The 24,952-nt window shown below is 35.7% G+C and carries 24 protein-coding genes; 7 read left to right on the top strand and 17 right to left on the bottom strand.

The window, feature by feature from the left end:
• Window positions 1-77: 77 nt before the first annotated feature.
• A complete protein-coding gene (locus tag DCE79_RS08365) occupies window positions 78-2,438 on the bottom strand; it encodes a bifunctional 2',3'-cyclic-nucleotide 2'-phosphodiesterase/3'-nucleotidase (RefSeq protein WP_108712607.1) in 2,361 nt (786 codons plus the stop codon).
• 169 nt (window positions 2,439-2,607) lie between these two features.
• Between DCE79_RS08365 and DCE79_RS08360 the strand changes: the two genes are divergently transcribed.
• Both DCE79_RS08360 and DCE79_RS08355 read left to right on the top strand, forming a co-directional pair.
• The gene (locus DCE79_RS08360; protein WP_108712606.1) at window positions 2,608-3,114 is read left to right on the top strand and encodes a hypothetical protein; all 507 of its coding nucleotides are present in this window, start codon (window positions 2,608-2,610) and stop codon (window positions 3,112-3,114) included.
• A gap of 134 nt (window positions 3,115-3,248) precedes the next feature.
• On the top strand, window positions 3,249-3,821 hold the full coding sequence (locus DCE79_RS08355; protein ID WP_108712605.1) for a hypothetical protein: 573 nt from the start codon (window positions 3,249-3,251) through the stop codon (window positions 3,819-3,821).
• Between the two features lie 52 nt (window positions 3,822-3,873).
• Here DCE79_RS08355 and DCE79_RS08350 read toward each other — a convergent pair whose 3' ends face one another.
• The 6 genes from DCE79_RS08350 to DCE79_RS08325 all read right to left on the bottom strand — a co-directional run bounded on the left by DCE79_RS08350 (window position 3,874) and on the right by DCE79_RS08325 (window position 8,931).
• A complete protein-coding gene (locus DCE79_RS08350; RefSeq protein ID WP_108712604.1) occupies window positions 3,874-4,920 on the bottom strand; it encodes a YkvI family membrane protein in 1,047 nt (348 codons plus the stop codon).
• A 211-nt stretch (window positions 4,921-5,131) separates the two neighbouring features.
• Entirely contained in the window at window positions 5,132-5,350 is a 219-nt protein-coding gene (locus DCE79_RS08345) for a hypothetical protein (protein ID WP_159083074.1), read from the bottom strand.
• Between the two features lie 122 nt (window positions 5,351-5,472).
• The gene (locus DCE79_RS08340; protein ID WP_108712602.1) at window positions 5,473-6,300 is read right to left on the bottom strand and encodes a MetQ/NlpA family ABC transporter substrate-binding protein; all 828 of its coding nucleotides are present in this window, start codon (window positions 6,298-6,300) and stop codon (window positions 5,473-5,475) included.
• A 10-nt stretch (window positions 6,301-6,310) separates the two neighbouring features.
• The gene (locus tag DCE79_RS08335) at window positions 6,311-6,973 is read right to left on the bottom strand and encodes a methionine ABC transporter permease (RefSeq protein WP_108712601.1); all 663 of its coding nucleotides are present in this window, start codon (window positions 6,971-6,973) and stop codon (window positions 6,311-6,313) included.
• Window positions 6,970-7,713 carry a methionine ABC transporter ATP-binding protein gene (locus DCE79_RS08330; RefSeq protein ID WP_108712600.1) on the bottom strand — a complete coding sequence of 248 codons (744 nt, stop codon included), beginning with the start codon at window positions 7,711-7,713 and terminating at the stop codon, window positions 6,970-6,972. The genes DCE79_RS08335 and DCE79_RS08330 overlap by 4 nt, the downstream gene beginning before the upstream one ends.
• A 249-nt stretch (window positions 7,714-7,962) precedes the next feature.
• Entirely contained in the window at window positions 7,963-8,931 is a 969-nt protein-coding gene (locus DCE79_RS08325) for an acyltransferase family protein (RefSeq protein ID WP_108712599.1), read from the bottom strand.
• Window positions 8,932-9,272: 341 nt separating this feature from the next.
• Here DCE79_RS08325 and DCE79_RS08320 point away from each other — a divergent pair, with 341 nt between their 5' ends.
• Both DCE79_RS08320 and DCE79_RS08315 read left to right on the top strand, forming a co-directional pair.
• Window positions 9,273-9,722, top strand: a complete 450-nt coding sequence (locus DCE79_RS08320) for an Hsp20/alpha crystallin family protein (RefSeq protein ID WP_108712598.1) — start codon at window positions 9,273-9,275, stop codon at window positions 9,720-9,722.
• Between the two features lie 308 nt (window positions 9,723-10,030).
• Window positions 10,031-14,008 (top strand): S8 family serine peptidase, encoded by a 3,978-nt coding sequence (locus tag DCE79_RS08315; RefSeq protein ID WP_234417374.1) that lies wholly within the window; start codon window positions 10,031-10,033, stop codon window positions 14,006-14,008.
• Between the two features lie 102 nt (window positions 14,009-14,110).
• Here DCE79_RS08315 and DCE79_RS08305 read toward each other — a convergent pair whose 3' ends face one another.
• The 3 genes from DCE79_RS08305 to DCE79_RS08290 form a co-directional block, all read right to left on the bottom strand.
• Entirely contained in the window at window positions 14,111-14,530 is a 420-nt protein-coding gene (locus tag DCE79_RS08305) for a GNAT family N-acetyltransferase (RefSeq protein WP_108712597.1), read from the bottom strand.
• Between the two features lie 21 nt (window positions 14,531-14,551).
• A complete protein-coding gene (locus DCE79_RS08300; RefSeq protein ID WP_108712596.1) occupies window positions 14,552-15,589 on the bottom strand; it encodes a serine hydrolase domain-containing protein in 1,038 nt (345 codons plus the stop codon).
• 465 nt (window positions 15,590-16,054) lie between these two features.
• Complete coding sequence (locus DCE79_RS08290) at window positions 16,055-16,531, bottom strand: GNAT family N-acetyltransferase (RefSeq protein ID WP_108712595.1); 477 nt, start codon at window positions 16,529-16,531, stop codon at window positions 16,055-16,057.
• 554 nt (window positions 16,532-17,085) lie between these two features.
• Here DCE79_RS08290 and DCE79_RS08285 point away from each other — a divergent pair.
• Both DCE79_RS08285 and DCE79_RS08280 read left to right on the top strand, forming a co-directional pair.
• Window positions 17,086-17,937: a manganese catalase gene (locus DCE79_RS08285; protein WP_108712594.1), complete on the top strand. Its 852-nt coding sequence runs from the start codon at window positions 17,086-17,088 to the stop codon at window positions 17,935-17,937.
• A 253-nt stretch (window positions 17,938-18,190) separates the two neighbouring features.
• Window positions 18,191-18,889, top strand: a complete 699-nt coding sequence (locus DCE79_RS08280; protein WP_108712593.1) for a YoaK family protein — start codon at window positions 18,191-18,193, stop codon at window positions 18,887-18,889.
• Between the two features lie 109 nt (window positions 18,890-18,998).
• Here the strand turns inward: DCE79_RS08280 and DCE79_RS08275 are convergent, their stop codons facing one another.
• The 5 genes from DCE79_RS08275 to DCE79_RS08255 form a co-directional block, all read right to left on the bottom strand.
• Window positions 18,999-19,976, bottom strand: coding sequence for a serine hydrolase domain-containing protein (locus tag DCE79_RS08275; protein ID WP_255417982.1), 978 nt, complete (start codon window positions 19,974-19,976; stop codon window positions 18,999-19,001).
• A 55-nt stretch (window positions 19,977-20,031) separates the two neighbouring features.
• Complete coding sequence (locus DCE79_RS08270) at window positions 20,032-20,811, bottom strand: SDR family oxidoreductase (RefSeq protein WP_234417372.1); 780 nt, start codon at window positions 20,809-20,811, stop codon at window positions 20,032-20,034.
• A 129-nt stretch (window positions 20,812-20,940) separates the two neighbouring features.
• The gene (locus DCE79_RS08265) at window positions 20,941-21,303 is read right to left on the bottom strand and encodes a VOC family protein (RefSeq protein ID WP_108712590.1); all 363 of its coding nucleotides are present in this window, start codon (window positions 21,301-21,303) and stop codon (window positions 20,941-20,943) included.
• Window positions 21,304-21,484: 181 nt separating this feature from the next.
• Window positions 21,485-21,997, bottom strand: a complete 513-nt coding sequence (locus tag DCE79_RS08260) for a hypothetical protein (RefSeq protein ID WP_108712589.1) — start codon at window positions 21,995-21,997, stop codon at window positions 21,485-21,487.
• Between the two features lie 316 nt (window positions 21,998-22,313).
• Window positions 22,314-22,907 carry a GNAT family N-acetyltransferase gene (locus DCE79_RS08255; protein ID WP_108712588.1) on the bottom strand — a complete coding sequence of 198 codons (594 nt, stop codon included), beginning with the start codon at window positions 22,905-22,907 and terminating at the stop codon, window positions 22,314-22,316.
• Between the two features lie 302 nt (window positions 22,908-23,209).
• Here DCE79_RS08255 and DCE79_RS08250 point away from each other — a divergent pair, with 302 nt between their 5' ends.
• Entirely contained in the window at window positions 23,210-23,545 is a 336-nt protein-coding gene (locus tag DCE79_RS08250) for a L,D-transpeptidase (protein WP_108712587.1), read from the top strand.
• Window positions 23,546-23,604: 59 nt separating this feature from the next.
• On the opposite strand, the gene DCE79_RS08245 is transcribed toward DCE79_RS08250, so the two are convergent.
• On the bottom strand, window positions 23,605-24,582 hold the full coding sequence (locus DCE79_RS08245) for an HAAS signaling domain-containing protein (RefSeq protein ID WP_108714464.1): 978 nt from the start codon (window positions 24,580-24,582) through the stop codon (window positions 23,605-23,607).
• Window positions 24,569-24,922 (bottom strand): PadR family transcriptional regulator, encoded by a 354-nt coding sequence (locus tag DCE79_RS08240; protein ID WP_108712586.1) that lies wholly within the window; start codon window positions 24,920-24,922, stop codon window positions 24,569-24,571. Before DCE79_RS08240 ends, DCE79_RS08245 begins: the two co-directional genes overlap by 14 nt.
• Window positions 24,923-24,952: the final 30 nt, after the last annotated feature.

The following is a 24,952-nucleotide window of genomic DNA, read 5'->3' as shown; positions in this document are numbered from 1 at the left end:
TCCTAGCTCATTTGTTTTGCTACCTATTATTTACCAAAGTGTGCGTTAGTTCATTAAGAAATACTCACACTTATTAATTAATTTGTTTTTAATAAATATTTACCAAAGCCATCTGTTCCATCACCAATAAATTGAATGTTACTATCTTTTTCTAATACATTAACTGCTTTTTTCGATGACTCAAATACTACTTTAACGTTGTCCGGAATCGGAGCAAATTTCCAGTTACCATCTGCTGATGGGTCAATCGTTTTTTCCGCTAAGATATAGTCGATAATCGATTGGCGGTTTTCATCTGGATAAATTTCTACCGCTGTTGCATTACGTACACCAGGGAATGTTCCGTTAGCACGGTAGTTGTTCGTTGCTACGATGAAATCTTGTTTTAAGTCGATTGGTTCACCTTTGTATTGTAAGTTAACAATACGTGAAGCCTTTTCGTTCACTAAATTACCACTTGGATCATATTTTGCTGGCTGTGTTACATCGATTTCATATGTTACACCATCAATCACATCATAGTTATATGAACGATAATCGGCATTAATTAATTGTTGTTCTTCTGTTTTTGTTACATCAATTTGATTGTATTGACCTGCAGACATTTCTAACCATTCTTTTACATCCGCACCTGTTACTTTTAGCATTGACAATGTGTTGTCATATAAGTAAAGATCTGCTACGTTTTTAATTGCTAATTCGCCTTTTGCTACATACGTATAGTAGTCCGGATCACTTCTCGTACCCGCTTTAAATGGTGCACCCGCAGATAATACTGGTAAATTTTCGTATTGTGTACCTTTTAATTTTTCTTTCAAATAAATCGTTTGTGCATCTGTTACGATTTGAATTGATGGATCATCTTGTACTTGTGAGAAATAGCTATGAATTGTCGCTGTCGTTGTTCCTACCGCTTGACGAACATACTCGATTGTACCTTCATGTGCTTCCTTCACACTATCAACGACTGCTTGGTTTACATCTGAATTGTCTTTAGAAATTTCACGTACAGCGCCTGTTCCATCTGTCACATCCCAAGAATCGCCTTTTTTCTCAAGTTGTAAATCAATTACTCCAAGGTGGCTACCGTATTTACCAGCCATGACAATTGGTACACCGTTCATTGTACCTTTTTCTAAATCAACCGTTTTAATAGACGCGTCTACTTTACCTGGGAATACATCATGTGCGTGTCCTGAAATAACCGCATCCACATCTTTAATTTCTGTCATTAAATAAGAAACATCTTCTTCGCCAACTTCATGTGTTGCATCGCCCATACCTGAGTGAGATAACACAACAACAACATCTGCGCCTGCTTCTTTCATTTGTGGAACAATCGCTTTTACAGCTTGAATTGAATCATCAACTGTAACTTTTCCTTCTAAATTCGATTTATCCCATTTTAAAATTTGTGGTGGAACAATACCTGTTACACCCACTTTAATCATTGCTTTTTCCCCATTTGAATCGACAACTTCTTTTTCAATCATTACGTAAGGATCGTACATTAGTTCTTTAGTTGTTGCGTTACGAATATTCGCATTTACGTATGGGAATGTTGCATCATCTGTTACTTCATCTAAAAAATCTAAGCCATAGTTAAATTCATGATTACCAAATGTAGCAGCATCGTAATCCAATGCAATCATTGCTGCAATTGAAGGATGAATCTCACCATCTGCTAACTTTTTCACAGATTGCATGTATGAGCCTAGTGGCGTTCCTTGAATTTCATCACCATTGTCAAATAACAATGTATTTGGATTTTCTTTTCGTGCCTCATCAATTAATAATGCTGTCTTGGCAAGCCCTAAACTGTTTGATTCAGTATCTTTATAGTAGTCATAGTTTACAACATTTGTATGGATATCTGTTGTCCCTAAAATACGTAATGCTACAGTAGTATTTGCTGCTACTGGACTATACTCTGCTAAAAAGCGCTCTAAAATTTTGTCCAGTTCTACTTTTTTAACAATATTATTTGGTCGAATTGTAGCATCTTCATAGCCTTTTAAAAGACCTAATTTTACAGCTTTCGCCATTTCTTGACGATTAGCTTTTGCAATTGTATCTGCATCTTTAAATTGATTTAATACATCTTCTGAATATGTAGCATCCCCTTGTAAGCCACGTGCTGCAACGATGAACGCTTGTGAGCGAGACACCTTTTCATCTGGTGCAAATTGTGTAGGAGTTTTTCCATTAATTAACTTTAATTCTATTGCTTTTTCAATATAAGGCTTTAATGATTCAGGTACATCTTTGAACTGTACAGATTTACCAGAGCCAACAGTTACACCTAATGCATCAATAACTGCCTTTACAAACTCACCGCGCGTTATTTCCTCATCATTTGCCGCCGATGCTGGTGCTACCGTCATTCCACTTGCTAAAAGTGATAATGTAAGTGCAGAAGCAGATAATTTTTTCCACATACAAATTCCCCCAATATTTCATTTATTATGTATTGTGTGACTATTAGATAATATCAAAAGATTTAGGTTTTATCAAAATAATATGAAAAAAAGTATATATACGCTACTTTCAAATATACTATATAGGAAGTAAAGTAAGCCAAAAAAACCTTAGAGGAGATCCGTTTCTATGTATAAAAAATTCATACTCATCATGGTTATTCTGTTTTTGATAGGGGGCGGAATCGGGTTTTACATTAGTTCAAAGGCTAGTCCTGAAAAACAAGCGGTTAGTTCAACAATCGAATATGAGCCAGTAGTTAAAGGAAATGGAACAGAAGCGTCTAGTGGTACTGATTATGATATGGAACGTGACCAACTCAGAGATACATTAAACCTGTCATTCAGAATTATTAACGCCATGATTAATAAAGATTATGCGTATTTAGAAAATGTCATTGACCCCTCCGTTACGCTAAATAGGGATGATAATATAATTACTTTTACTGAGGTAAATTATGAGAGCGAATTAATGGAGAGATTTGATTATAACAACTTTGAGTTTAGAGGTTATATGCGTGATGGAGAACATATATTGATTATTTTAGGAGTATATAATGTCACGTACGAATTTAAATATGTTGAAAATAAAAATGTACCAGGCACCTATTTATTGAAATCCATTCTTACTAATTAGGAACAGCTGAATCTTGTTAAGTATTGATAAAGATGTTAGAAAGAAATACCTAAAAAATATAGAAAAACAATTATCATGCTTCTCTTCTAGTGAACTTTACAATGAGTTTGAAATTTAGCAGGCGAGGTGCGCAAATGAAAAAAGTTAATAATACACGGTTATTACCAGTATGGGTGTGCTTCACTTTTAGTGTGACTTGTTTAGTTATAATATTTTCGCTAAGTAAGAATGGAATCTTTTTATATATTGGAAATCCAACACATGGAATACCTCATTATTTATTCATATGCTTATTCGTAATTTTAACTTGTGTATCCGGTATTTATTTGGTTCATTCAAAGCTTAAAGATAAAGGTATTACGGCAATTGCTATGATTGGTAGTTTTTTTATTTTAGCTTACACATTCCTGTATGGCGCATTGTCTTTAGAAACGGTTTATACAACCTTTTCTTCTCCAAATAATCAAGCGCATTTTCTTGTAGCTGAAAGAGCTACTGGGGATGTTTATCAATTATCAAAAACAAAACTATTTATGAAACATCTAGCGGATATTCAAACTGATGATGAGTTTAAGCCATTTGATAATATGGATTATCAATTAGAGTGGAAAGATAATAATGAATTAGTTATAAAATATGGGTTTAGTCATTCGTTATTTCCAGAAAAATATCGTGAAATTAAAGTAACCTATAGTTCATTAGAATAGTTAAAACAATTATCGCTCAAAACAGTTAGATAATAGCTAACGAAGTAAGGAATTATCTTTTAGGTTTACGTAGCCACGAAAATAAAATCGCTATTATCAAGATGATTCCAAAATAGCCCATAATCGCATATAATTTGCCTATTAAAGTTGTAAAACCCACAAGACTAATAGCAAATCCTACTAAACATAGCAGCATGACAATTAACTTAAATGATATGCGCTGTGGATTTCCAATTCGTACTGCTAGTATATAAAGCGTCCCAACAGCTGTACTATAGATCATTGCAAGTAAAATAACAGACATGATAATGCCAACTATCGGGTGAATCTGTTGTGCAAGCTCAAGCGTTGGCATTTCAACTGCTGCCACAACGTTCATTTTTGCAAATAACGCCGCGTTAATTAGCAAAATTAACAAGCCTAGTACGATACCACCTAATGCACCACCGCGTCTGGCAATTTTTCGATCCTTGGTCGTCCCCCCCATAACAATAAGCATTGCTGCTCCTGCTGTAATATTATACGAAACATACAATATCGCACCTGATAGCCAGTGAGAAGTTGCTGAAGGCTGGTTTTTTGCCATGACATTTAGCTCGTTAAAAGCGTAATCCATTGTAAATACGGAATAAATTAATAGAATAAATATAATGCCCATCAAATATGGCGTTAATGTCGCAATAATTTTGATAATACTTTCCGCATTCAACAAGAGCGTAAAAATGACAGCTAATGCCATCAGCATACTCCCAAAGGAAGCTTCGATACTGTACATTTGATTAAATGTGGAACCCGCTCCAGCAAACATGACAATCGAAATTCCGAATAAAACAAAAGAAATTAATAGATCTAGCACTGGACCAAAAAAACGACCGCCAATATAATGTACGCCTTCTTTATGGGAAGTAGTTTGCAAATCAGAGCCGATTTGAGCAAGGGTCATGCCTAAAATGGCAAAAATGATCGCTGCTACAATAGAGCCAAATATGCTCATAATACCAAAGCTTGTAAAGTACTGCATGATTTCCTGTCCAGAAGCAAAGCCTGCTCCAACTACTAAACTGACGAATGCACCAGCAATTTGTATACTCTTTTTCAATACGCACCCTCTTTACTCCACTTTTCACCATTCCCACTTTATGCGACTGTTCTTCTAATCATGCAAAATAAAAACACCCAAATTGGTAGATTCATCTAATTTGGGTGCCATATTAATCACAAGTTATATAAAGTAAAGAAGAGGAACCAAGGCACTGGCCTTGATTCCTTCCAATCAATGTGTTGAATGTTGAATTGTTATCAAATATAAACTAGTGCCATGCCGTCCGTTCACTTACAGGTTGATTATTGTCTGCTGGTCTTTGTTTTTTTACAAAATCATTAAATTTACCTGAAGAGAAATTAAATTCAGGACTAAACTCTTCTTGCTGACTTTCCTGACGTTTTAGATTTACCTGTAATTTATTTGCAGTAGGCTCTTTCTTAACAGTTGACTTGTTACGATTAGTAGTCATATTTGATCCAATCAACCTCCATTAATTTTTTGAAAAGAGTTAAACAGCTTTCTGTCTTAACTCATCTCATTCTAAGGTTTGACTAATAGGAATGATTTTATAAATTTACTCTAAAAATATATTCAAGTAACCGTTCGCTAAAACGCTGGTGATGCTGTTTCCTCATAGTTTTCGATTAAAAATTCACGAACTTCATCACTGACCATTGCTTCCTTCAGCTTTTGAATCACTACATCGTCCTTATTATCTTCGCGTGTTACTAATTGAAGCGCATATTCATTGCCTGTACCTTCAGTTAGAATGGCATCTTTTGTCGGTGTTAATCCAAGTGGAGCTGCATATGCTGGATACATAACTACCGCATCTGCTTCATCATACATACGCGCTAACATTAATAGGTCGACATCACTAAATTGTAAGTTTTTCGGATTCGTTGCAATATCTTTTAATGCGTAATATGTATCCGTTTTTTCTTTTAATGTAATCACGTCATGTTGTGCTAGTAATTGTAGTGTACGGTCTATATTTGATAAATCATTTGCAATGGCTAGTGTTGCACCATTAGGAAGTGCATCCCATGATTTATAATTTTTCGAATAGATACCGAAGTTCGGATAGTAAATTTTTTCAATCGCTACTAAATTAGAATCGGTACTTTTATTGTACTCTTGCATGAATGGTTGATGTTGGAAGAAGTTTGCGTCCACTTCCTTTGCTGCTAATGCCGCATTTGGTTGGACGTTATCCCCTAAAATGACCACTTCAAGCTCGATACCTTCTTCAGCTAATAATGGTTTTACAACATCTAAAATTTCAGTCATAGGTGGGATTAATGACGCCACCTTCAAAGTAGTAGACTGTTGTTCTTGTGCTTCATTGTTGTTCGGAACGGCTTCGTCTTTTTCGCTACATGCTGCCAGTGAGAATACAACTAGCGCTGTGAATAGCATGAATAATTTTTTCATTTTTTTGCTCCTATCGTTTATCTATTTTTCTTGCAACAGTAGTGCCTATTATCTGAATTCCCTGTACAAGAATTATCATAATGATGATCATATACATCATAAGATCAGTTTTGAATTGCTGGTAGCCGTATCGAATTGCAAAATCTCCAATTCCTCCACCACCAACGACGCCCATAATCGTTGAATACGAAATAAAGCTTATTGTAGAGGTTGTTAGACCAAGAACAAGGCCCGAACGCGCTTCAACAAATAGAAATTTAAAAATCACTTCCTTCACCGAAGCACCCATTGAAATAGCTGCATCGATAACGCCTTTAGGTACTTCTAACAACGATTGCTCAACAAGACGAGAATAATGAGCAATCGCAATAATCGCTAACGGTACAGTTGCAGCTGTCGTCCCAATCGCAGTTCCGACAAGCCATCTAGTAAATGGAATTAAAAACACGACCAGTAATAAAAACGGAAATGATCGAATAATATTCACCAGCAAATTTAATGTTACATACAATATACGATTTTCTAATAAACGCTCCTTACGACATAAAAATAACAGTGTGCCCACGGGTAATCCTACAATTATTGCAGCTACTATCGATACGCCAACCATCATAAATGTTTCTAAAATCGATTGAAGTATTTCTGCTTGGTATTGTACTAAAATATCTATCATTTCACGTCATCCTTCCTCGTTAATTGTTCGACGAAGGTTTGTGGATCGTGTGCGATTTTAGTAATGCCAGCCGGGATAATGTCTACCGTTTCATAAACTTTACCGTCTGCTAAGACACAAACACGCTGACAAATACTCTTAATCACGTCCATCTCATGGCTGACAATGACAATCGTTACACCAAACGTTTTATTGATCGTTTGCAATACTGTTAAAATTTCAGCGGTCGTCGTTGGGTCGAGTGAAGAGGTAGGCTCGTCGCAAAGTAACATTTGTGGCTTATTTGCTAACGCACGCGCAATCGCGACACGTTGCTTTTGTCCACCACTTAACTGTGAGGGATATCTTTTCTGCATCGATTCAAGCCCAACAAATTTTAAGCATTCTTCCACTCTTGTTTTTATTTCTCGTTTTGGATAATTTGCTAACTTCAATGAAATTGCAACGTTCTCATATACTGTTTTATTTGCTACTAAATTAAAATGTTGAAAAATCATACCAATGGATTTTCTCGCATTACGTAATTGATTTGAAGATAGGTATGTGAGCTGTTGTCCAGCCACATTTACCTCACCGGCATCTGGAAATTCTAGTAGATTCATCAGCCTTAGTAGTGTCGATTTCCCTGCCCCACTTGGACCTATTAATCCGTAAATTTCGCCTTGATTAATAGTAAGTGATACGTTTTTGACCGCATAAAACTCCTCATATTTTTTACTGACATTATGTAATTGAATCATGTATTTTCCTCCAGCTAACCTGTAACATTTGTCACAATGCATCTAAGTATACCGTTTAATTTAAATAATGCGAATGATATTAACTTAATTTTTATAATAATGCGATTTTTGTCTATATTTATATTGGATTTTAAACGTATTGAAATACCTTAAGCTCGATTTAGAATTCATGTTTACTTACTTTAAACGAAAAAGACTGCAGAAAACTCAATTTCTCTAGAGTTTTCTGCAGTCTGAATTGTTTTGCTATTATTTCTTATTTACTGTAAGTATCGGAGCAGTTATGCGCCACACCCATTTACGCGATAATACATAGACAATGATAAAGGCAATCGCAAACAATGCGAGATAATTCCCCGTATCCTCTATCCATTCAAAAATTTGAGTTTCTTTAAATGCTCGGACGATAAATAAATGTAGTAAATAGACACATAGTGTTTTACCGCCAATCGTTGTGTACCATAGATTTCCCTTTGGAACAAGTGTTAAAAAGATATATGTACTAACCATCATTAATCCGTAAATTAGTAATCTGCTTAGTACACTTGATTGAAGTATTCCATAGTGAATCTCTTCGTACGGTATACGTCCTAAAAACCATTCCTGCCAATGGACATCGCCGTATAAATAGACGAGTAGTACAAGCATAACCGCTAGTGTACTCGCAACTCGTACGTTCCATTTATTTTTCATCTTCGCAAAATTTTCCCGATTCAAGTAATAACCTATTAAAAAGAATGGGAAGAAGAAAAATGTTCTCGATAAAGTTAGCCACTCATTCACTTCACTCATATAACCTACTAGTAAGGATACAACGATGGATACTAAAACCATCGCTTTATGACCACCGAACACCAATAGCATGAGTTTCCACATCACCATACTGAGTAAAAACCATAAGGCGTAGCGTGGTTCAAAAAACTCTATTTCTACTCCGTCACCAAAGATGCTTTTATAGTAAAGACTATATATGAGTTGGAAAATAACATAGGGTAAAATCAAAGTTTTAGCGATTTTCTTTAGATCTGCTTTACTTTTAATTTTTCTAGAAAAATGTCCTGAAATTAAAATAAAGGCTGGCATATGGAATAAATAGATAACTAAATATAATGTGTCTAAATATTTATTTTCCAACAAATAGCCCGATAGTAAATGTCCTAATACAACTAAGTAAATTAAAATAGCTTTTGCGTTATCAAAATATGCTGTTCTTTTCATGATGCTTCCTTTCAAGCATCCATTGTAACACAATTTTTTGTGGTTCGATGTGCCAATTGTTCCCTTCCTAAAAGTAAAACTATTTCACTTTTTCCTACTATTAAGAATAGAAATATACTTCCGAAATTTCGCCTGACAATTAGTTGTATATTACCCCTCCCCACCTCCTGCCCAAACATTCAGCGGCCATCCGGATACACATCGAAATAAACATTTATCCAGATCAGTCCTTCAAACAGGTTCTCTGTAATGTGAATTTCACTAAATAATTGATATTGCCCAGCCAATTTAAGGAGCCCTGCACATAAAATATAAGCAAAAGTAAATAGGAGGCTTATAGAATGTCATTACTACCTGATGATTCATTTAAACAATTATCGAATGTAAGAAAAGAATTTGACCGGATGTTTTCAGCTTTTCCTTTTGATTTGAGTTTTTTTGATAATATGTTTGGAAACTTTAGCGGCATGAAAGTCGATGTGCATGAAACAGCAACGGAAGTCATCGTTATTTGTGATATTCCTGGTTTAGAAAAGGACGACGATATACAGATCAATGTTGATCAGAATATGTTAAGCATTAGAGGTTCCATCAATAAAGCAACAGAAATAAATGATGGAAATATGTTTAGACAAGAGCGTTATGCAGGTGGCTTCTATCGTTCTATATTCCTACCAAGTCCTGTTTCTAGAGACAGTGTGAAGGCAATTTATAGAAATGGTGTGCTTGAGGTAAGAATGCTTAAAACGGCACAAACTAACGTACAAAGTATTGATATAGATTTTTATTAACAAGCTACTAAAATATAATTATATAAATGCACCTCAATAATCGTGCCTCTTGAATAGGGATTTCCCATTCCAAGAGGCCTATTTTAGTTGTTTTTCTCAGCCCTTTCTTTAATTCCATTCTGAAAGTTCTACTTTTTATTATATTACCAGGAAGATAGATGTAACCTATTTTCCATAAACTATTACTTTATATCAATATTTAGAAATATCAGAGTATTTCGATATATAAATTGGTTTCCTTGTGATAAATTGTAAGCGTCATACTAAACTGAAAAGTATGAAAATTAAAACAAGGGGGGAATTGAGATTTGAATAAGTTTAAGTTTACAAAGTTCTTAAGTAGTATTCTAGCTTTCGTTATGGTGCTTTCTCTATTAGTTCCATTCTCGAGTGCTAGTGCTGAAGAACGGAATCCATTCAAGCAGGATAGTCAAAGTCAAAGTATGATCGAACTAAAGGCGGCTATTGCTGAACAGCTAAGCTTGTCTAAAGATGGTCCCACTCTTCATGAAAGCTTACAAAATGTATCAGGCAATGAAGAGGTTGCAGTTATCGTTCATTTATCTGAAAAGCCAGTTGCACTAGAGCAAGGGATGAGCGAAGTAAAAGGCAAAAAATTCTCTAATGCTCGAGCAAATGAAGTTCGTTCAAATGTTAAAGCTCAACAGGCAAAAGTAAAAAGAGAGTTAGTTGCAAAACAAGTACAGATGACGCAAGGATACACATTTGATACGGTGTTAAACGGTTTTGCGGCAACTATCAAAGCAAATGACCTTCCGAAATTACTAACAATTGAAGGAATTACATTAATTGAACCTGATGCAATTGTTTATGCTTCAGAGGATAATTCAACGAAATCATCGGAACTTATTAAGGAAGATCAATTAGAAGCTCAAATGAATACAAGTAATTCTTTCCTTGGCATCGAACAGCTTTGGAATGAAGGAATTGAAGGACAAGGGGTAAAAGTAGCTGTACTAGATACTGGTATTGATGCAGACCACCCTGAGTTTGCTGGAGTTTATAAAGGCGGGAAAAACTTCATCCCTAACTCGTCAACTTACACTAAGCCCCGTGAAGATAACGATGCATCGGAGACATTACCTTCAGAGCGCCCAGCTGGGACACCTGAATTTAATGCAAACGGAAGCGCGTTCTATACTTCTCACGGTACACATGTTGCCGGAACAATTGCAGCAATCGGAGCTAACGAATTCGGTATTAAAGGAATCGCTCCAAAAGTAGACCTGTATGCTTATCGTGTTCTTGGGGCATATGGAAGTGGTGCTACGTCTGGTATTGTGAAAGCAATTGAAACTGCAGTAATAGAAGAAATGGACATTATCAATCTTTCACTTGGCGGCGGTGCTAACTCTGAAACAGATGCTGGCTCATTTGCTATTAATAATGCAATGATGGCTGGAACAATTGGAGTGATTGCAACAGGAAACTCTGGTCCAAACCGCGGTACTATGGGAACACCAGCAACTGCTCGTTTAGGGATTGCAGTTGGTAACACAACAAATCCTGAAACAATGTATAACGGTGAAGTTAACGTTACAGTAGGCGATTTCAATCTTACAAAACAACTTCCATTGATGGGAACTACTTTTGGTGGAAATTTAGTAGCACAGCTTCAAGGAGAATTTGATCTAGTTGCGATTCCTGGAAACGGAGAAATGAAAGATTTTGAAGGAATTGATGTAGAAGGTAAAGTGGCTTTGATTTCTCGCGGCAGTATCGCATTTGTTGATAAAATTGCGAATGCCAAAGCAAATGGAGCAGTTGCAACAATTATTCATAACTTTGCTGGCGGAACAAATGCACCAGATATTTCAGGTACATTCCTTGGTGACTCATTTGAGTTCCTGCCAACATTCGATTTGTCCGTAACAGATGGTAATGCTATCCGCGCTGCATTAGCAGGCGGAACTGGAAAAGTAAGCTTTGGTAAGTTTGGTTCCACATCGACAACTGGGGATGATGTAAACTCTTCTAGTTCACGTGGACCATCTACACCAAACTTTGATATTAAACCAGACGTATCAGCGCCTGGAACAAATATTATGTCAACGATTCCAATGTATAAAACAGATTTCCCTAATGCAGTTTACGATAAAGCATATGATCGCAAAACAGGAACTTCTATGGCAACACCACATATTGCGGGTATTGCTGCATTAGTGAAACAAGCAAATCCTGATTGGAACGCGTTCGATGTAAAAGTTGCGCTATCCAATACTGCAAAAGTTTTAGACACAGCAAAATATGATGTGTTCTCTCAAGGTGCAGGGCGTGTAAACCCTTATGCAGCTGCTCATCCAGAAATTCTTGCGTATGCACTTGATACGGCAGTTTTAGATGGAACTGGAGCTGTTGTAGAAAACCAGAAAGGTACTGTTACTTTTGGTCCTCAATCACTGAAAGACGGGAATATTTCTGTAACGAAACAAGTATTAGTAAAAGATATTAAAGGAAATGGCGGCCAATACAATGTATCAGTAGATGTAACAAAAACATTTGGTGATGCTGCCGTTACAGTAGATCAGCCGACATTTAATCTAGCTGGTGAGCAAATTTTAAATATTACATTAACTGCCTCACAAGCTACGGCACCAAACGGCTCTGAAATACTAGGATATATCCACATTAACGGTGGAGCTACAGACATTTCATTGCCATTCGCTGCTGATTTCGGTAGTGTGGCTACAACTCAACTAAAAGACTTCAAGATTACAGAAACAGACTTATCGTTTAACGGAGATGGCGTGAAAGACTCGGCTGTACTTTCATTCACATTAACTGGAGATGTATCAACGAACTATATCGAGCTTTGGGATATTATGAATCCTGAAGGCGGAGAATATGGAGATGGCTACATCGGTTATCTACACGCAGGTACTTCGCTTGGAAAAGGATCTTATACGCTGAACGTTGGCGGGCAATACAAACCGTGGAGCTCAGCACCTGCAACAACGATTCCGGATGGTCTATATACAATTGACTTCACAGGTCTTGCTGCTACAGGAGTAGTTTCGGATTATGTTGGACCAATTGTTGTAAAAACGACAAAGCCGGAAATTACAGGTTCAGTAGCTGAAGGTGTCGCTACAGGACAAGTAACTGATAAGTATATCGATTACAATGAAGAATTATATTTATACGGTTTAGATTACAATTTAAATGATAAATTAAAAGCTTCATATATTGCGACGGTAAATGGCGAAGTACAAGCGCCAGTTGCTTTTGAATTAAATCAGAACGGTAGCTTCACATTCCCAGTAACAGCAGAAACGAATGCTGTGACAGTAGTAATTACTGACGCTGCTGGAAATGTTGGCGAGGCAATAATCTATGAAAAAGAAATAGTAGAACCTGTCTTAACACTTTCTGTAAACCCTACTGTGTTAGATCTAACAGTTGGAGAAACTGCACAGCTTGCGGTAACGGAAACATCAACGCCTGCTGAAGGCGAGGCATCAGAGGAAGATGTAACTTCAAAAGCTACGTATGTTATTGCAGATGAAAATGTTGCAACTGTAGTAAATGGATTAGTAACTGCAGTAGGAGATGGCACAACGACAATTACTATTTCATACGGTAATAATGAAGTAAATGTAAATGTTACAGTTAAGGCGCCGGTTATAGAAGAACCGGTAGTAACTCTAGAAATCGACCAAGCTCAGGTTGAAACTAGTATAGGTAAAGAAGTTATGGTTAAGATTAATGAAATAACTACTTTTGACGGTAAAGTAACAGAAAAAGACGTTACAACACTTGCAAATTACAAAGTAGAGAATGATAAGATTGCTACTGTAAAAGCGGGTGCTGTAAAAGGTAAAGGTCAAGGTACTACAAAGATTACAGTAACGTATGGTGAAAACACACTAACGTTTGAAGTGAATGTTGGGAAGCCAGGCAATGGTAACGGTAATGGTAACGGCAACGGCAACGGCAACGGTAATGGTAACGGTAACGGCAACGGTAATGGTAATGGTAATGGTAATGGTAATGGTAATGGTAATGGTAATGGTAATGGTAATGGTAATGGTAATGGTAATGGTAATGGTAATGGTAATGGTAATGGTAATGGTAATGGTAATGGTAATGGTAACGGTAACGGTAACGGTAACGGTAACGGTAACGGTAACGGTAACGGTAACGGTAACGGTAACGGTAACGGTAACGGTAACGGTAACGGTAACGGTAACGGTAACGGTAACGGCAACGGTAATGGTAATGGTAATGGTAACGGCAACGGTAATGGTAACGGTAACGGCAACTAAAGAAGTTACCGAGTACGAGTTATAATTAATTTCAGTTCAAACAAAAAGAGAAATTGCACAGCGCAATTTCTCTTTTTTGCGATTTGTTATTAAAAAAACCAATTAATGAAGGTTACTAAAAACCCAGATTTTATACTCTTCATTTTGTTCTTGTAAACTCCAACCCGTTTTACGAAAATAGTCATTAAAATCAGAATTCATTGGACAAAGTATCATGATAGGTAAATCATTTATCGGTTTTAACATCTTTTTTAACAATCCTTGACCCCGATAATCCCCTCTTATCGCAAATTGATATAAAGAAATTTTATTTTGTGTCTTTTTTCTATAAAATCGAAATGCTCCCACTACTTGACCTTCTACTGTTGCTACTATCATTTGATTTCTTCTGATGGCTGCTTTAATTCCAAGAGGACATACAAACTCTTCGGAATAAACTGCGCTATGATTACTATCTAAATTTTCATTGAAAAATGATACAACTTCAGATATATGGTTTAGATTCGCGAAAGCTATTTGCATCTTTCTCCCCCCTAAAATAATTTAAGACATAAGCATTGTATATATCTCTCCTATAATTCCTTCCATTTGATGCACACCTAAATCTGCATTAGTCATGATAACTGCCCCTTTTTCCATATGTGGTAATGCTACCATCATACATTGAAAGCCCACTCCCCAACCAAGTGATGTAATTTCTAATTGTTTTTCGGAACCTTCAAGAAACACACCTAATCCAGTCCAACTCTTACCTTTTTGCGGTGTTATCATTTCTTTTGCTAATCTTTCTGAAATGCCAATTTTACTTTCTCCTTTTAGAGCATTCAGTAACTCAAGAACTAATCGAGCTAAATCTAAAGAAGTTGTCCATAATCCAGAAGCTGCTGGGTAAGGATATATAGGATACTTTTCCTCAACCAATTCCCCTTCTTTATTATGACCACAAGAAAATTGTTTTTTATCTTTCTCTAACATTGTTGTATTTAAATTGCTATTTCCCATTCCTAATGGCTTAAATATGAACTCATTCACCACTTGATAAAACGGCTTATCTGTAACATCTTCAATTAGTTGCTGAATAACACAATAACCTGCATCTGAGTAGTGAAATTCACTCTCTGGTTCACACAGCACTTTAATAGGAGCTTTACAATAAGGACTTTTGCCCTCCAATAATTCAACCATTGAAGGAATGCCTATTTCTGAATTTAGTTCAGAAAAGCTGCCTTCTGGGTCCTTAATTCCAGATTGATGACTAAGTAAATTTCTCAATGTAACACCTTTATTTTTAGTAAATTCATTTTCTGGTACTTTCCATGATTTAAGTCTTTGATTTATATCCTCATCTAAATCTATAAAGCCTTCCTCTATTAGCTTTATAGCAAGTATTCCTGTTAAAAACTTGCTAATGGAACACGCACTAAAAATAGAATTTTCATTAACCTTCCTATCGCTTTCTGCCTCTAGTAAACCGTAATTTTCTGTTCCGCTAATTTGCCCGTTCTCAAGCAAAGCAATACTCAAACCTAGCACATTATAATGTTTCATTTGTCCATCAATGTCGATATTCTTTAATTTCATATTTTCCCCCTACAATAGTGATTACCCATAAAAGTTAAATAGTTGCCCGAATATAGCGCGAAAATGTTATAGGTAAGCCATCTTCTGTTGCATGCTGTTCAAAAACTTTAGCTATTTTATACAAGTCTTTTTCTTTCAATGTTTCATAAATTGATGGATGCTGGCCAAAACAACGTAACTTTAAAATATCTAGGGGGGAATGAATAAACTCTGTACTATTTATTACATCTATATTCGAATCAGAGAAATTACTATTAGCTTTGAGTCACTTCTTTATCAAAAATAGTTTCTCCATTAGGCTCACTAATTGTAGAGTTCCAAGATTAGATGTATTTTCCCTGAAGGTTACTGAGTTGTTTGTACCATTCGATGGAATGTGGATGTAGCCATGCTTCAAAAGTAGTTGGGTCAGTTAATTTCATGAATTTTCCCACCTTTTAGCTGTAGAATTCTGTTATATCCCTATTAACCGACTTTTTTAACCATTGTCATAAATTCTGCAAAATCGGTGCTAAATTCATTTTCCGCCACAAAACCAAGCTTTTCATATAGATGAATAGCTCTTAGGTTAAATTTTGCCACTGTTAAACGAATTGGCGTACTTTTACAATTTTCTTGGATAAATTTAATAATAAATGAGCAAAATTCATAACCATTTCCTCTGCCAACAAGATTCGGATTCATACCAAGTCCCATATCAACAAAATCCTCTATATAAACTCCAAATTGTTTTCCAATGGGCACTTGGGCATTCTCACCCATGCAAAAAAATCCAATTAATTCTTTCAATTCATCAACAATCGCGTAGTATGAACCATCAAGTATTTCCTTCATCGCTTCATCGGTTACTTCATTATTGTAAAAGTCATATGGCTTATCGTATTTCCAGTTGAGAATTTCGTTAGCCATATTTCCATTCAAATTTTCAATATATAGTTTCATTTTATTCTCTCCTTAATAATAGAGGTAAATATATTTTATATGTTGACCCCATTCGTAGATTTTGATCTACGCATAATCTTTTCTACATATTTTATGATTATTACGCCTATCCTGGGGGCGTGGCTCCATCTTGATATCAATTTTGTTACTCTAATAGGGTCAAACTACCGATTAAAAATATCATTTCATATACAAATTATTGTTTGAAATTAAGTCTTGGTAAAAAATTTGCCCACTATATCTGATAGAACTAATACAAATAAAAATTTACCCAATGAAGTAGTGATTTAGCTTTTTCCATTATAATACAAATACATTTTCTTTCATACCTCGCCCTGTTCGATACATTAAACCTCAAATGATAGCCTGTTTTGTAACAGAGCATTTTGAATAAGGAGATAAAACGAAAAAATTCCCATAGCTCTAGTCAAGTTCGTAATTCAAATGAATACATATTGTTCCCCTCTAAGTTGTAAGAAATATCTAAAAACATGCACCCAATTTTTTTTAAGTCATATAATGGTTGGTAGTATTAAACAAAAGGGTGTGGAAAATTGTTTTATCATACAAAAAAGTTACAATATCATGCAAAGCCTGAAAAACCGGATCCTTTTTTTGCCAAGCAATTACAAGAAATTTTAGGTGGGCAATTTGGGGAGATTTCCGTTGCTTTGCAATATCTGTTCCAAGGTTGGAATGTTCGTGGAGATGGCAAGTATAAAGACCTTTTGATGGATACTGGTACTGAAGAATTGGCACATATAGAAATGCTCGCTACCATGATTGCAAGGTTATTAGATGGTGCTCCAGTTGGGGATTTAGAGGTCGCTGCAAAAGATCCTGTAATCGGAGCCATTCTCGGTGGTATGAATCCGCAGCATGCTATTGTCTCTGGACTTGGCGCTATGCCAGTGGATAGTGTAGGAAATCGTTGGAATGCAGATTATATTGTTGCAAGTGGAAATTTACTTGCAGACTTTAGAGCAAATTTAAACGCAGAATCTCAAGGCCGATTACAAGCGGTAAGATTATATGAAGCTACTACTGATCGAGGTGTAAAAGATATGCTATCGTGGTTAATTGCGAGAGATACTATGCACCAAAATCAATGGATAGCCGCCATTAAAGAACTTGAAGCAAAAGAAAACATTATTGTTCCAAGCACATTCCCACGTGAGCTTGAAAAACGCGAGGTATCTCATACATTATTTAATTTTTCAAAAGGAAATGAGAGCGCTGCAGGTAGATGGGCAAATGGACCAAGTTTAGATGGAGAGGGGCAATTCCGTTACGTCGAGCAGCCTCTACCACTAGCACCAAAACCAGCTTTAAATCCTGCCCCACCTTATATACATGACACGTTACCTTCAATTATTAAAGGTGATTTGCCTCCAAATTTCGCTTAAAAAGCTGTATAAACAATATCCAAGGAAAAGGTCAAGAAACGTTTATTTCACAACGTTTCTTGGCTTTTTGTGTCTTGAAAGACTTTCATTCGAGTTCCCCTTCACTATTGATAATAATGCATAAAGGTACTGGAATTGCTTTCTTCGAATAATTAGAGCTTAACTGTGGAATAATTCCGGTTAAGTGGTGGTGTTCTTATGGTCCCGCCTATTAACTATGTAACGGAGCATTTTGAGTAAGGAGATAAAACAGATGATGGATAAAACGAAAAAATGGTACTCATTAGCACCGAACTCCTTGATTATGGGTATGTTATTAGCTTTAGTTGGGGGTTATTTAGATGCGTATACTTATATCACCAGAGATGGCGTGTTTGCAACAGCACAAACCGGTAATACTGTATTATTTGCGGTAAGAGCTGCAAGTCCGGAGTATGATGGAGCATTCCAAAATGTACCACCCTTTTTGGCCTTTATTGCAGGTGTTTTAGTTGCAGAACATATGAAAGATCGACTAGATAAGTATAGACGAGCCGTTCTGGCATTGGAGTGTGTAATTTTATTTATAGTTGGATGGTTACCAGGAAGTGTACCTAATATGATTATCACCATCAGTGTTGCATTTGTGTCCTCTTTACAAATTGCGACCTTTAACAAATTGGGAAAGTGGAGCTACAATTCAACAATCACTACAGGGAATCTACGAACAGCAGCTTCCGCTTCCTATGGAGCATTTGCAAACCATGATCAAGAAGCCAAGAAAAAATTCATATATTTCTCTGCAATTATTCTTTCTTTTATTGGTGGCGCTTTAATTGGGACCTTTTTTAGTACGTCCTTAGAACACAAAGCCATATGGATAGCATCAGGTATTATACTAATTACTGTAATCCTTTACCATAAGAACAGAGAACAGGAAGGCACGAAAGAACCAATTGAGGTGAAAGAATAAATCATTTAGATTGTCTCATTCCAAATAGCCAAATAGCATTAAATAAAACATACACAAACGCTCACCTGTTGATCAGGTGAGCGTTATTTTGCGCTTTCATCCTAAACCATCATTTTAAATCTAATATAATTGCATCTCCAAAAGCTCTTACATCCTTCAAATAATCATAGCCCTCTGGATTTCCATAGCTATTAAATGCTCTTACAGCTACGATGTTTTCACTTGGAATTACTAAAAGTGTAACCGTTGTATATCCTAAGATTTGATAGGCACCATTTGGCACAAGTGCTCCTATTTCGGATTTTTTAGCCTGTGACGCTTTCACAAACCAAAAAATTCCATTATCAGGCAAATCAACGTTTGAGTAAGGCGTGCTTTGTATAGTCGTAGCAAGTTTAAAAATGTTTGGATCAAGCACTTGTTCCCCGTTTAACGAGCCTTTATTTAGATGAATTAGCCCCCATTTCGCTAGTTCACGTGCTGAAACATACATATTCATTTTGCTACCGTCAAGATTTTTGGAAGCTGACCAATGTCTATTATTCTCTTTTCCAATCACATCAACAAAAGTATCATCAAATGTGTTGTACCAATTTGTTTCAGTGAAATTTAAAGGTGTAAACACCTCATCATTTACTATAGCTGCAATTGTTTTTTTAGTTGTAAATTGAATAATTTCAGATATTAATTCTACATTTATGCCACGATATGCCCAGCTCGTACCAGCAGTAAATTCCCTTACACCTTCTCCATTACTTTCTGTAAGTCCGTGTGAATGCGTTACAAGATGACGAATTGTCGTGCCTTTATATATTTCCTTCTGATGTGATAGCGGGAGGTACATTAAAATTTCATCGTCTAATGATCGAATGTAGCCATAATGGAGCGCATAGGCAACAGCAAATGCGACATAACTTTTTCGACAGGAAGCAATATGAAACTTTGTATCGGGTTGAACTAAACGAGCGTCTTCTTTGGCAGATTGTTTCCCATAATATTGCTCGACCTTTAATTCATTGTTATGAAAAATCACAAGAGCTGCACCTGTACAATCTAAAGTTTGATATGTATTTTCTACGGAATGAATAACATTTTTAAAAGTAGTTGATGTTAAAATATGCGAACACCCTTTCTGTATTTAATTACTTACCCAAAAATCCACCATCAGAATTAATAATTTGACCAGTAATCCATTCGGAATCATCACTTGCTAAAAATTTTATTAACTTTGCTGCATCTTCAGGTACCCCTAAACGTCCCATAGGAAATAGATTTATGAAGTGAGATTTTAATTCTTCATTCATCCACCCTGTATCAGTCGGACCTGGATTAACCGAATTTACAGTTATGCCAATTGGGCCGAGACCAACTGACAATGGTTCAGTAATCGCAATAATAGCCCCTTTAGTAGCAATATAGGCTAAATTATTTGGATCTGGACCTCCAGAAACGAGATTTATGATTCTTCCACCTTTTTTACTTAAAAAAACTTTTTCAAACCTTTTTGCAAATTCTATACTTAGCAAAATTGTCCCGCTATTATTAACTTGATAATGTTTATTTAAAATTTCTTCATTTAAATTTCTAAAATTAGATGGTGCCCCAAATGTTGCATTGTTGACCAAAATGCTAGGCGGCCCAATTTTATTTTCAACCTCATTTAGAAGTTCTATTGGTGCTTCAGGCTTTGATAAATCAATCTCTAAATGATGACATCTAACACCTAATTTACTTATCCGTTCACTAAGAATGTCTGGAAAATCTCTTTCTGCACCATTACCTTCTTTTTCATCAAATTGACTCCAATGTGTAAAGAAAATGTCTGCACCCGCTTCTGCAAATGCTAGACACACAGCAGCTCCAATTCCAGTAGAGCGACTAGCACCTGTTACAATAGCTAACTTACCTTTTAAATTTGTCAAAATAGCATCCTCCAATAAGTTTAATAAACATATAATAACTTCAAAGTCATTAGAAAGTTGCCACAAGACATTCTCCATTCCGCTTCTACTTTCTGTGAACTGCTCATTAAGTTGAATACTAAAAAAAAACTAAATTTCTTTAATAATCTCTACTCTGTTTCCAAAAGGGTCTCTAAACTCAAAGCGCTCAAAATTAGGAATTGGTACTGAATCTAATATTTTTATACCCTTTTCCATCAATAGGCTTCTCCAATACGATACATCCTCTACCTGGTATGCTAAGTGAGCTTTTGTTGTCAATCGATCAAAGCCATCTTCTGTTCCTACATGTACTTCTTTATTACCAACTTGTAACCAAAAGCCTCCTCTTCCTCGAAGTGAAACTGGCTTCTCAATTTCTTCTAATCCCAATACATTACAATAAAAATTCTTACCTTCCTCTTCAGCACCGCTTGGAATCGTTATCTGTGCGTGATGTAATCCAAGAATCATGCATTTCCCTCCTAAGTATGAAAAGTATTTCTTTTCTTTATCATACTCGATAAGGTATATAAAGAAAAATATGGGTTATTTATGTAAATCCATAATTATTTCTTATTGAAGTAAACTGTCTTTTGTGACATAAGAAAAAGGCCTCCTATCATTAAAGGAAAGCCCCCTTATATTCAGCTTCTTAAGCATCAGTCACTATATAATCAAATAGCCATTGTCCATTCTGTTTAATAAATCCAAAATAAATGGTACTATGTCCCTCAAAAAAATAGTTTGCAAAGCCAATTATCAACGTATCATTTTTTAATTCATAAAAACGGTACTCTAGGTTTTCTAAAAGATACTCCATATCATTAATTTTATAACTATAGTTAGTAGAATTGATCATACTTTCTTCCACGTCAACTTGAACATTCGAAGAAGAAATGGATGTAATATAATCAAAATCTTTATTATTTATTGCCGTGAAAAGATGAAATGCTAAATTCATTGTTGTCCGTAACGCTTCCTTTTCTTCGTCATTCTTCTTTTCCATTTCAGATATTTGATTTTTCAATTGCTCATTTACCATTTCGAGTTGCTCAATTTGGGCATTATTATTTACTTCACTACTTTCTAATACCGGTATTGATTTCTCCTCACATCCAAATAAAAATAAGACTAAGGTAAATATAAAATATTTCTTTATTTTCATGTACCTCCCTCTAAAAATTGGCAGTGTTCTGCTCTTCAATCGATTACCTTATACTACTTTGCTTTTATGATTACTTGAAACTAAACTGCTGCTATAGTCTATTACTTCAACAAAAAAGGCATTAATCCTTTTTAGATCAACGCCCCCGTTAGTCCAACAACGATTAAGTCATTAGAACCTTTACTATTTATTATTACGTAATTCTTTTAATACGCTTATTTTTAAATAATTGTATTGTTCAATGTTCGTATCCATTAATGCCTCTTCCCTATTTGAAAGAACATCTTCATAGCTTATCTTTTCCCGTTTTAATCTTCTAACCTAAGGATATAACTTTTGGCACCATCATGGATTTAAGATAATCTTCTTGAAGTATTCCATAAATAGCACAGTCTTTGTATTGATTCTTGGCATTGCGAACCATATGTCTGATGATTCCTTCTTGGACCATCCCTGCCTTACGCATTACCTTTCCGGAAGCTATGTTGTCAGTATTATGTGCTGCTGCGATTTTATGTATATTCATATTTCGAAAACCAAACTCCATAATCGCCCTTAATACTTCGGTCCCATACCCCTGGTTCCACCATTCGTATCCAATCGAATAACTTACCTCACAGTTTCCAGTGGTATTGTCGAAATCATACAAATCAATTTCTCCAATTAATTCTCCGGTAACTTTTCGCTCAATAGTCCACCAGCAAAAATCTTTATTATCATAATCCTTTACTATTTTTTCTATCCTTTCGATAGTTTCCGAAACAGTCTTATGTGCCGCGCTGACTCGATTGTCAGATACCCTTTCATCCGAAAGCCAGTTGTCAAAAGCCTTTGGAGCATCAGACAGTTCCATCCTTCTAAGAATTAATCTATCGGTTTCAATTTTGGGTGTTCCTAAATAATTGATCATTTATGTCACCTTTCTAAATAGCGAAGATCTAAGATATTAGCTGCTCATCCATATCACTTGTAACAATTTCCGCCTCCCAGTAGATAAAATACTAATGATTCTTATTCTGCGAGGGTTTGGTAAGACTTCGAAAATAAGATACTTCATATATAATATTTTATTACATATATACATAAATGTAAAAATAATCAATTTGCAAAAAACTTACCTGAAAACCTTTTATGGAGGTCTTAAATGAAAAATAAGAAAATCAAAAGCCTTATCTCCTACATAATATAAACTTAAAACTGGAGTTGGTCTTATTGGTAAAATGGATTGACGTATCTACATCACAACATCAGTTAAAACTTTTTGATGGTAATGAGCTTATAAAAACCTATCCGATAGCTGTTGGGAAGATATTATCACCAACGCCTACTGGATCGTACACAATTATTAATAAACAGAAAAATCCTGGTGGACCATTTGGAGCCTTTTGGTTGGGTCTATCAAAACCTCATTATGGGATACACGGAACCAATCAACCGTCGTCAATTGGCCATAATGTTTCCCATGGGTGCATTAGGATGTTTAATCATGATGTTTTAGATCTATCATCTAGAGTCCAAACTGGAACTACTGTATATATTCATAAATAAATTAAAAATACCCCAAGAGTTAGATTCTTTACCTCTAACTTTTGGGGTATACGCATTTTCTAACGCGCTCTAACCCTCTTGAACCCATCATATACATTAACTGCGGCGCCAATTATAAAGATGAAAATTAAAATACCAACTATCTGTTGATCTTTCCAATCGGTCATATACGTGATGAATGCTTGGTTCATTATATTCGGATTCGTTATAATAATAGTGAAGACAATGGTTATAATTATTTGGAGGATAGTATTAAATATGGCCATTCTTTTTGTCCATTGTTCCTTGAGTAACTTATAAAGAGAAAGTGCTATTTCAAAAACGATTATCATCACGATAATTGGCCTATAGCTTAGTAAAACTTCCTGATTCAGAGCAGGGATCACAAATTCAAATCGATCACCATCCCCTTCATATACACCTACAAGCTGGCTGGCATAAAAATATAGAGTTGCCCAAATGGCCGTCCACATCAAACTTCCAAAAACTTCAAACTTCGAAATGGCTTTTCTCTTAGGAATATAAGTAATATTTTTTAAATCGTCTGCAGTCCATTTTTCCATACTTGAAGTTACTGGTTGTGGATCTTTATCCTTATCCACCCTTTCGATAATCGCAAAGGTAAGTGTTAACCAGAAAAAGACTTGGATTCCCACCTCGATGATAGACCCAATCCCTTTAACAATAATGGTTATAACAACATTTAAAATTGACTCTTCTCCACTGTATCCAATAAAATTTTGAGCAATTATTGAGATTAAGGAAATGACAATTGCAATTGGTACAATCATTTTTAATAACGAGACATATAGATCAAAATATCGTGGACCTATGAGATGCATTGGCTGGTCTTTGTAACCATTCGCCAATACTGCTGGGTTCCCTAATTGATTTAGTACCCTTTTAACATGTTCCTCTCGATAATTATCTGGAAGCATATCCTCAATGGTTGAACGTAACTCGAGTGCAATATCTGTACGCATTCTTTCAGGCAGCCTACGAGTAACCTCTTGAATATAAACCTCAATTAACCTCATCTTCATCTTCCTCATCCTCTCTTAATAGAGCATAAAGTTCCTTCGAATTGTTAATCCATTCTTTTTTTAATTGCAAAAAAATTTCCAAACCATATTCACTCAATACGTAGTACTTACGAGGTCTGCTTTCTGATGTGTCCCAACTACTTGAAACCAACTCTTGTTTTTCTAATCGGCGAAGTAATGGATATAGGGTACTTTGATCAATGGAAATTCCAGACCCCTCCAATAACTGAACTAGTGAATATCCGTACTGAGGAGTTCTTAACTGACTTAAAACCGCTAATGTCAGCGTTCCTCTCCTAAGCTCTGTTGTTAATGAATTCAATAAATTACTCATGGACTCACCTCTTGTTCTTTATTGTATGTC

Source organism: Lysinibacillus sp. 2017, from assembly GCF_003073375.1.
In the GTDB taxonomy this organism is placed as follows: domain Bacteria; phylum Bacillota; class Bacilli; order Bacillales_A; family Planococcaceae; genus Solibacillus.
This window is presented reverse-complemented; position numbering and strand designations above follow the sequence as displayed.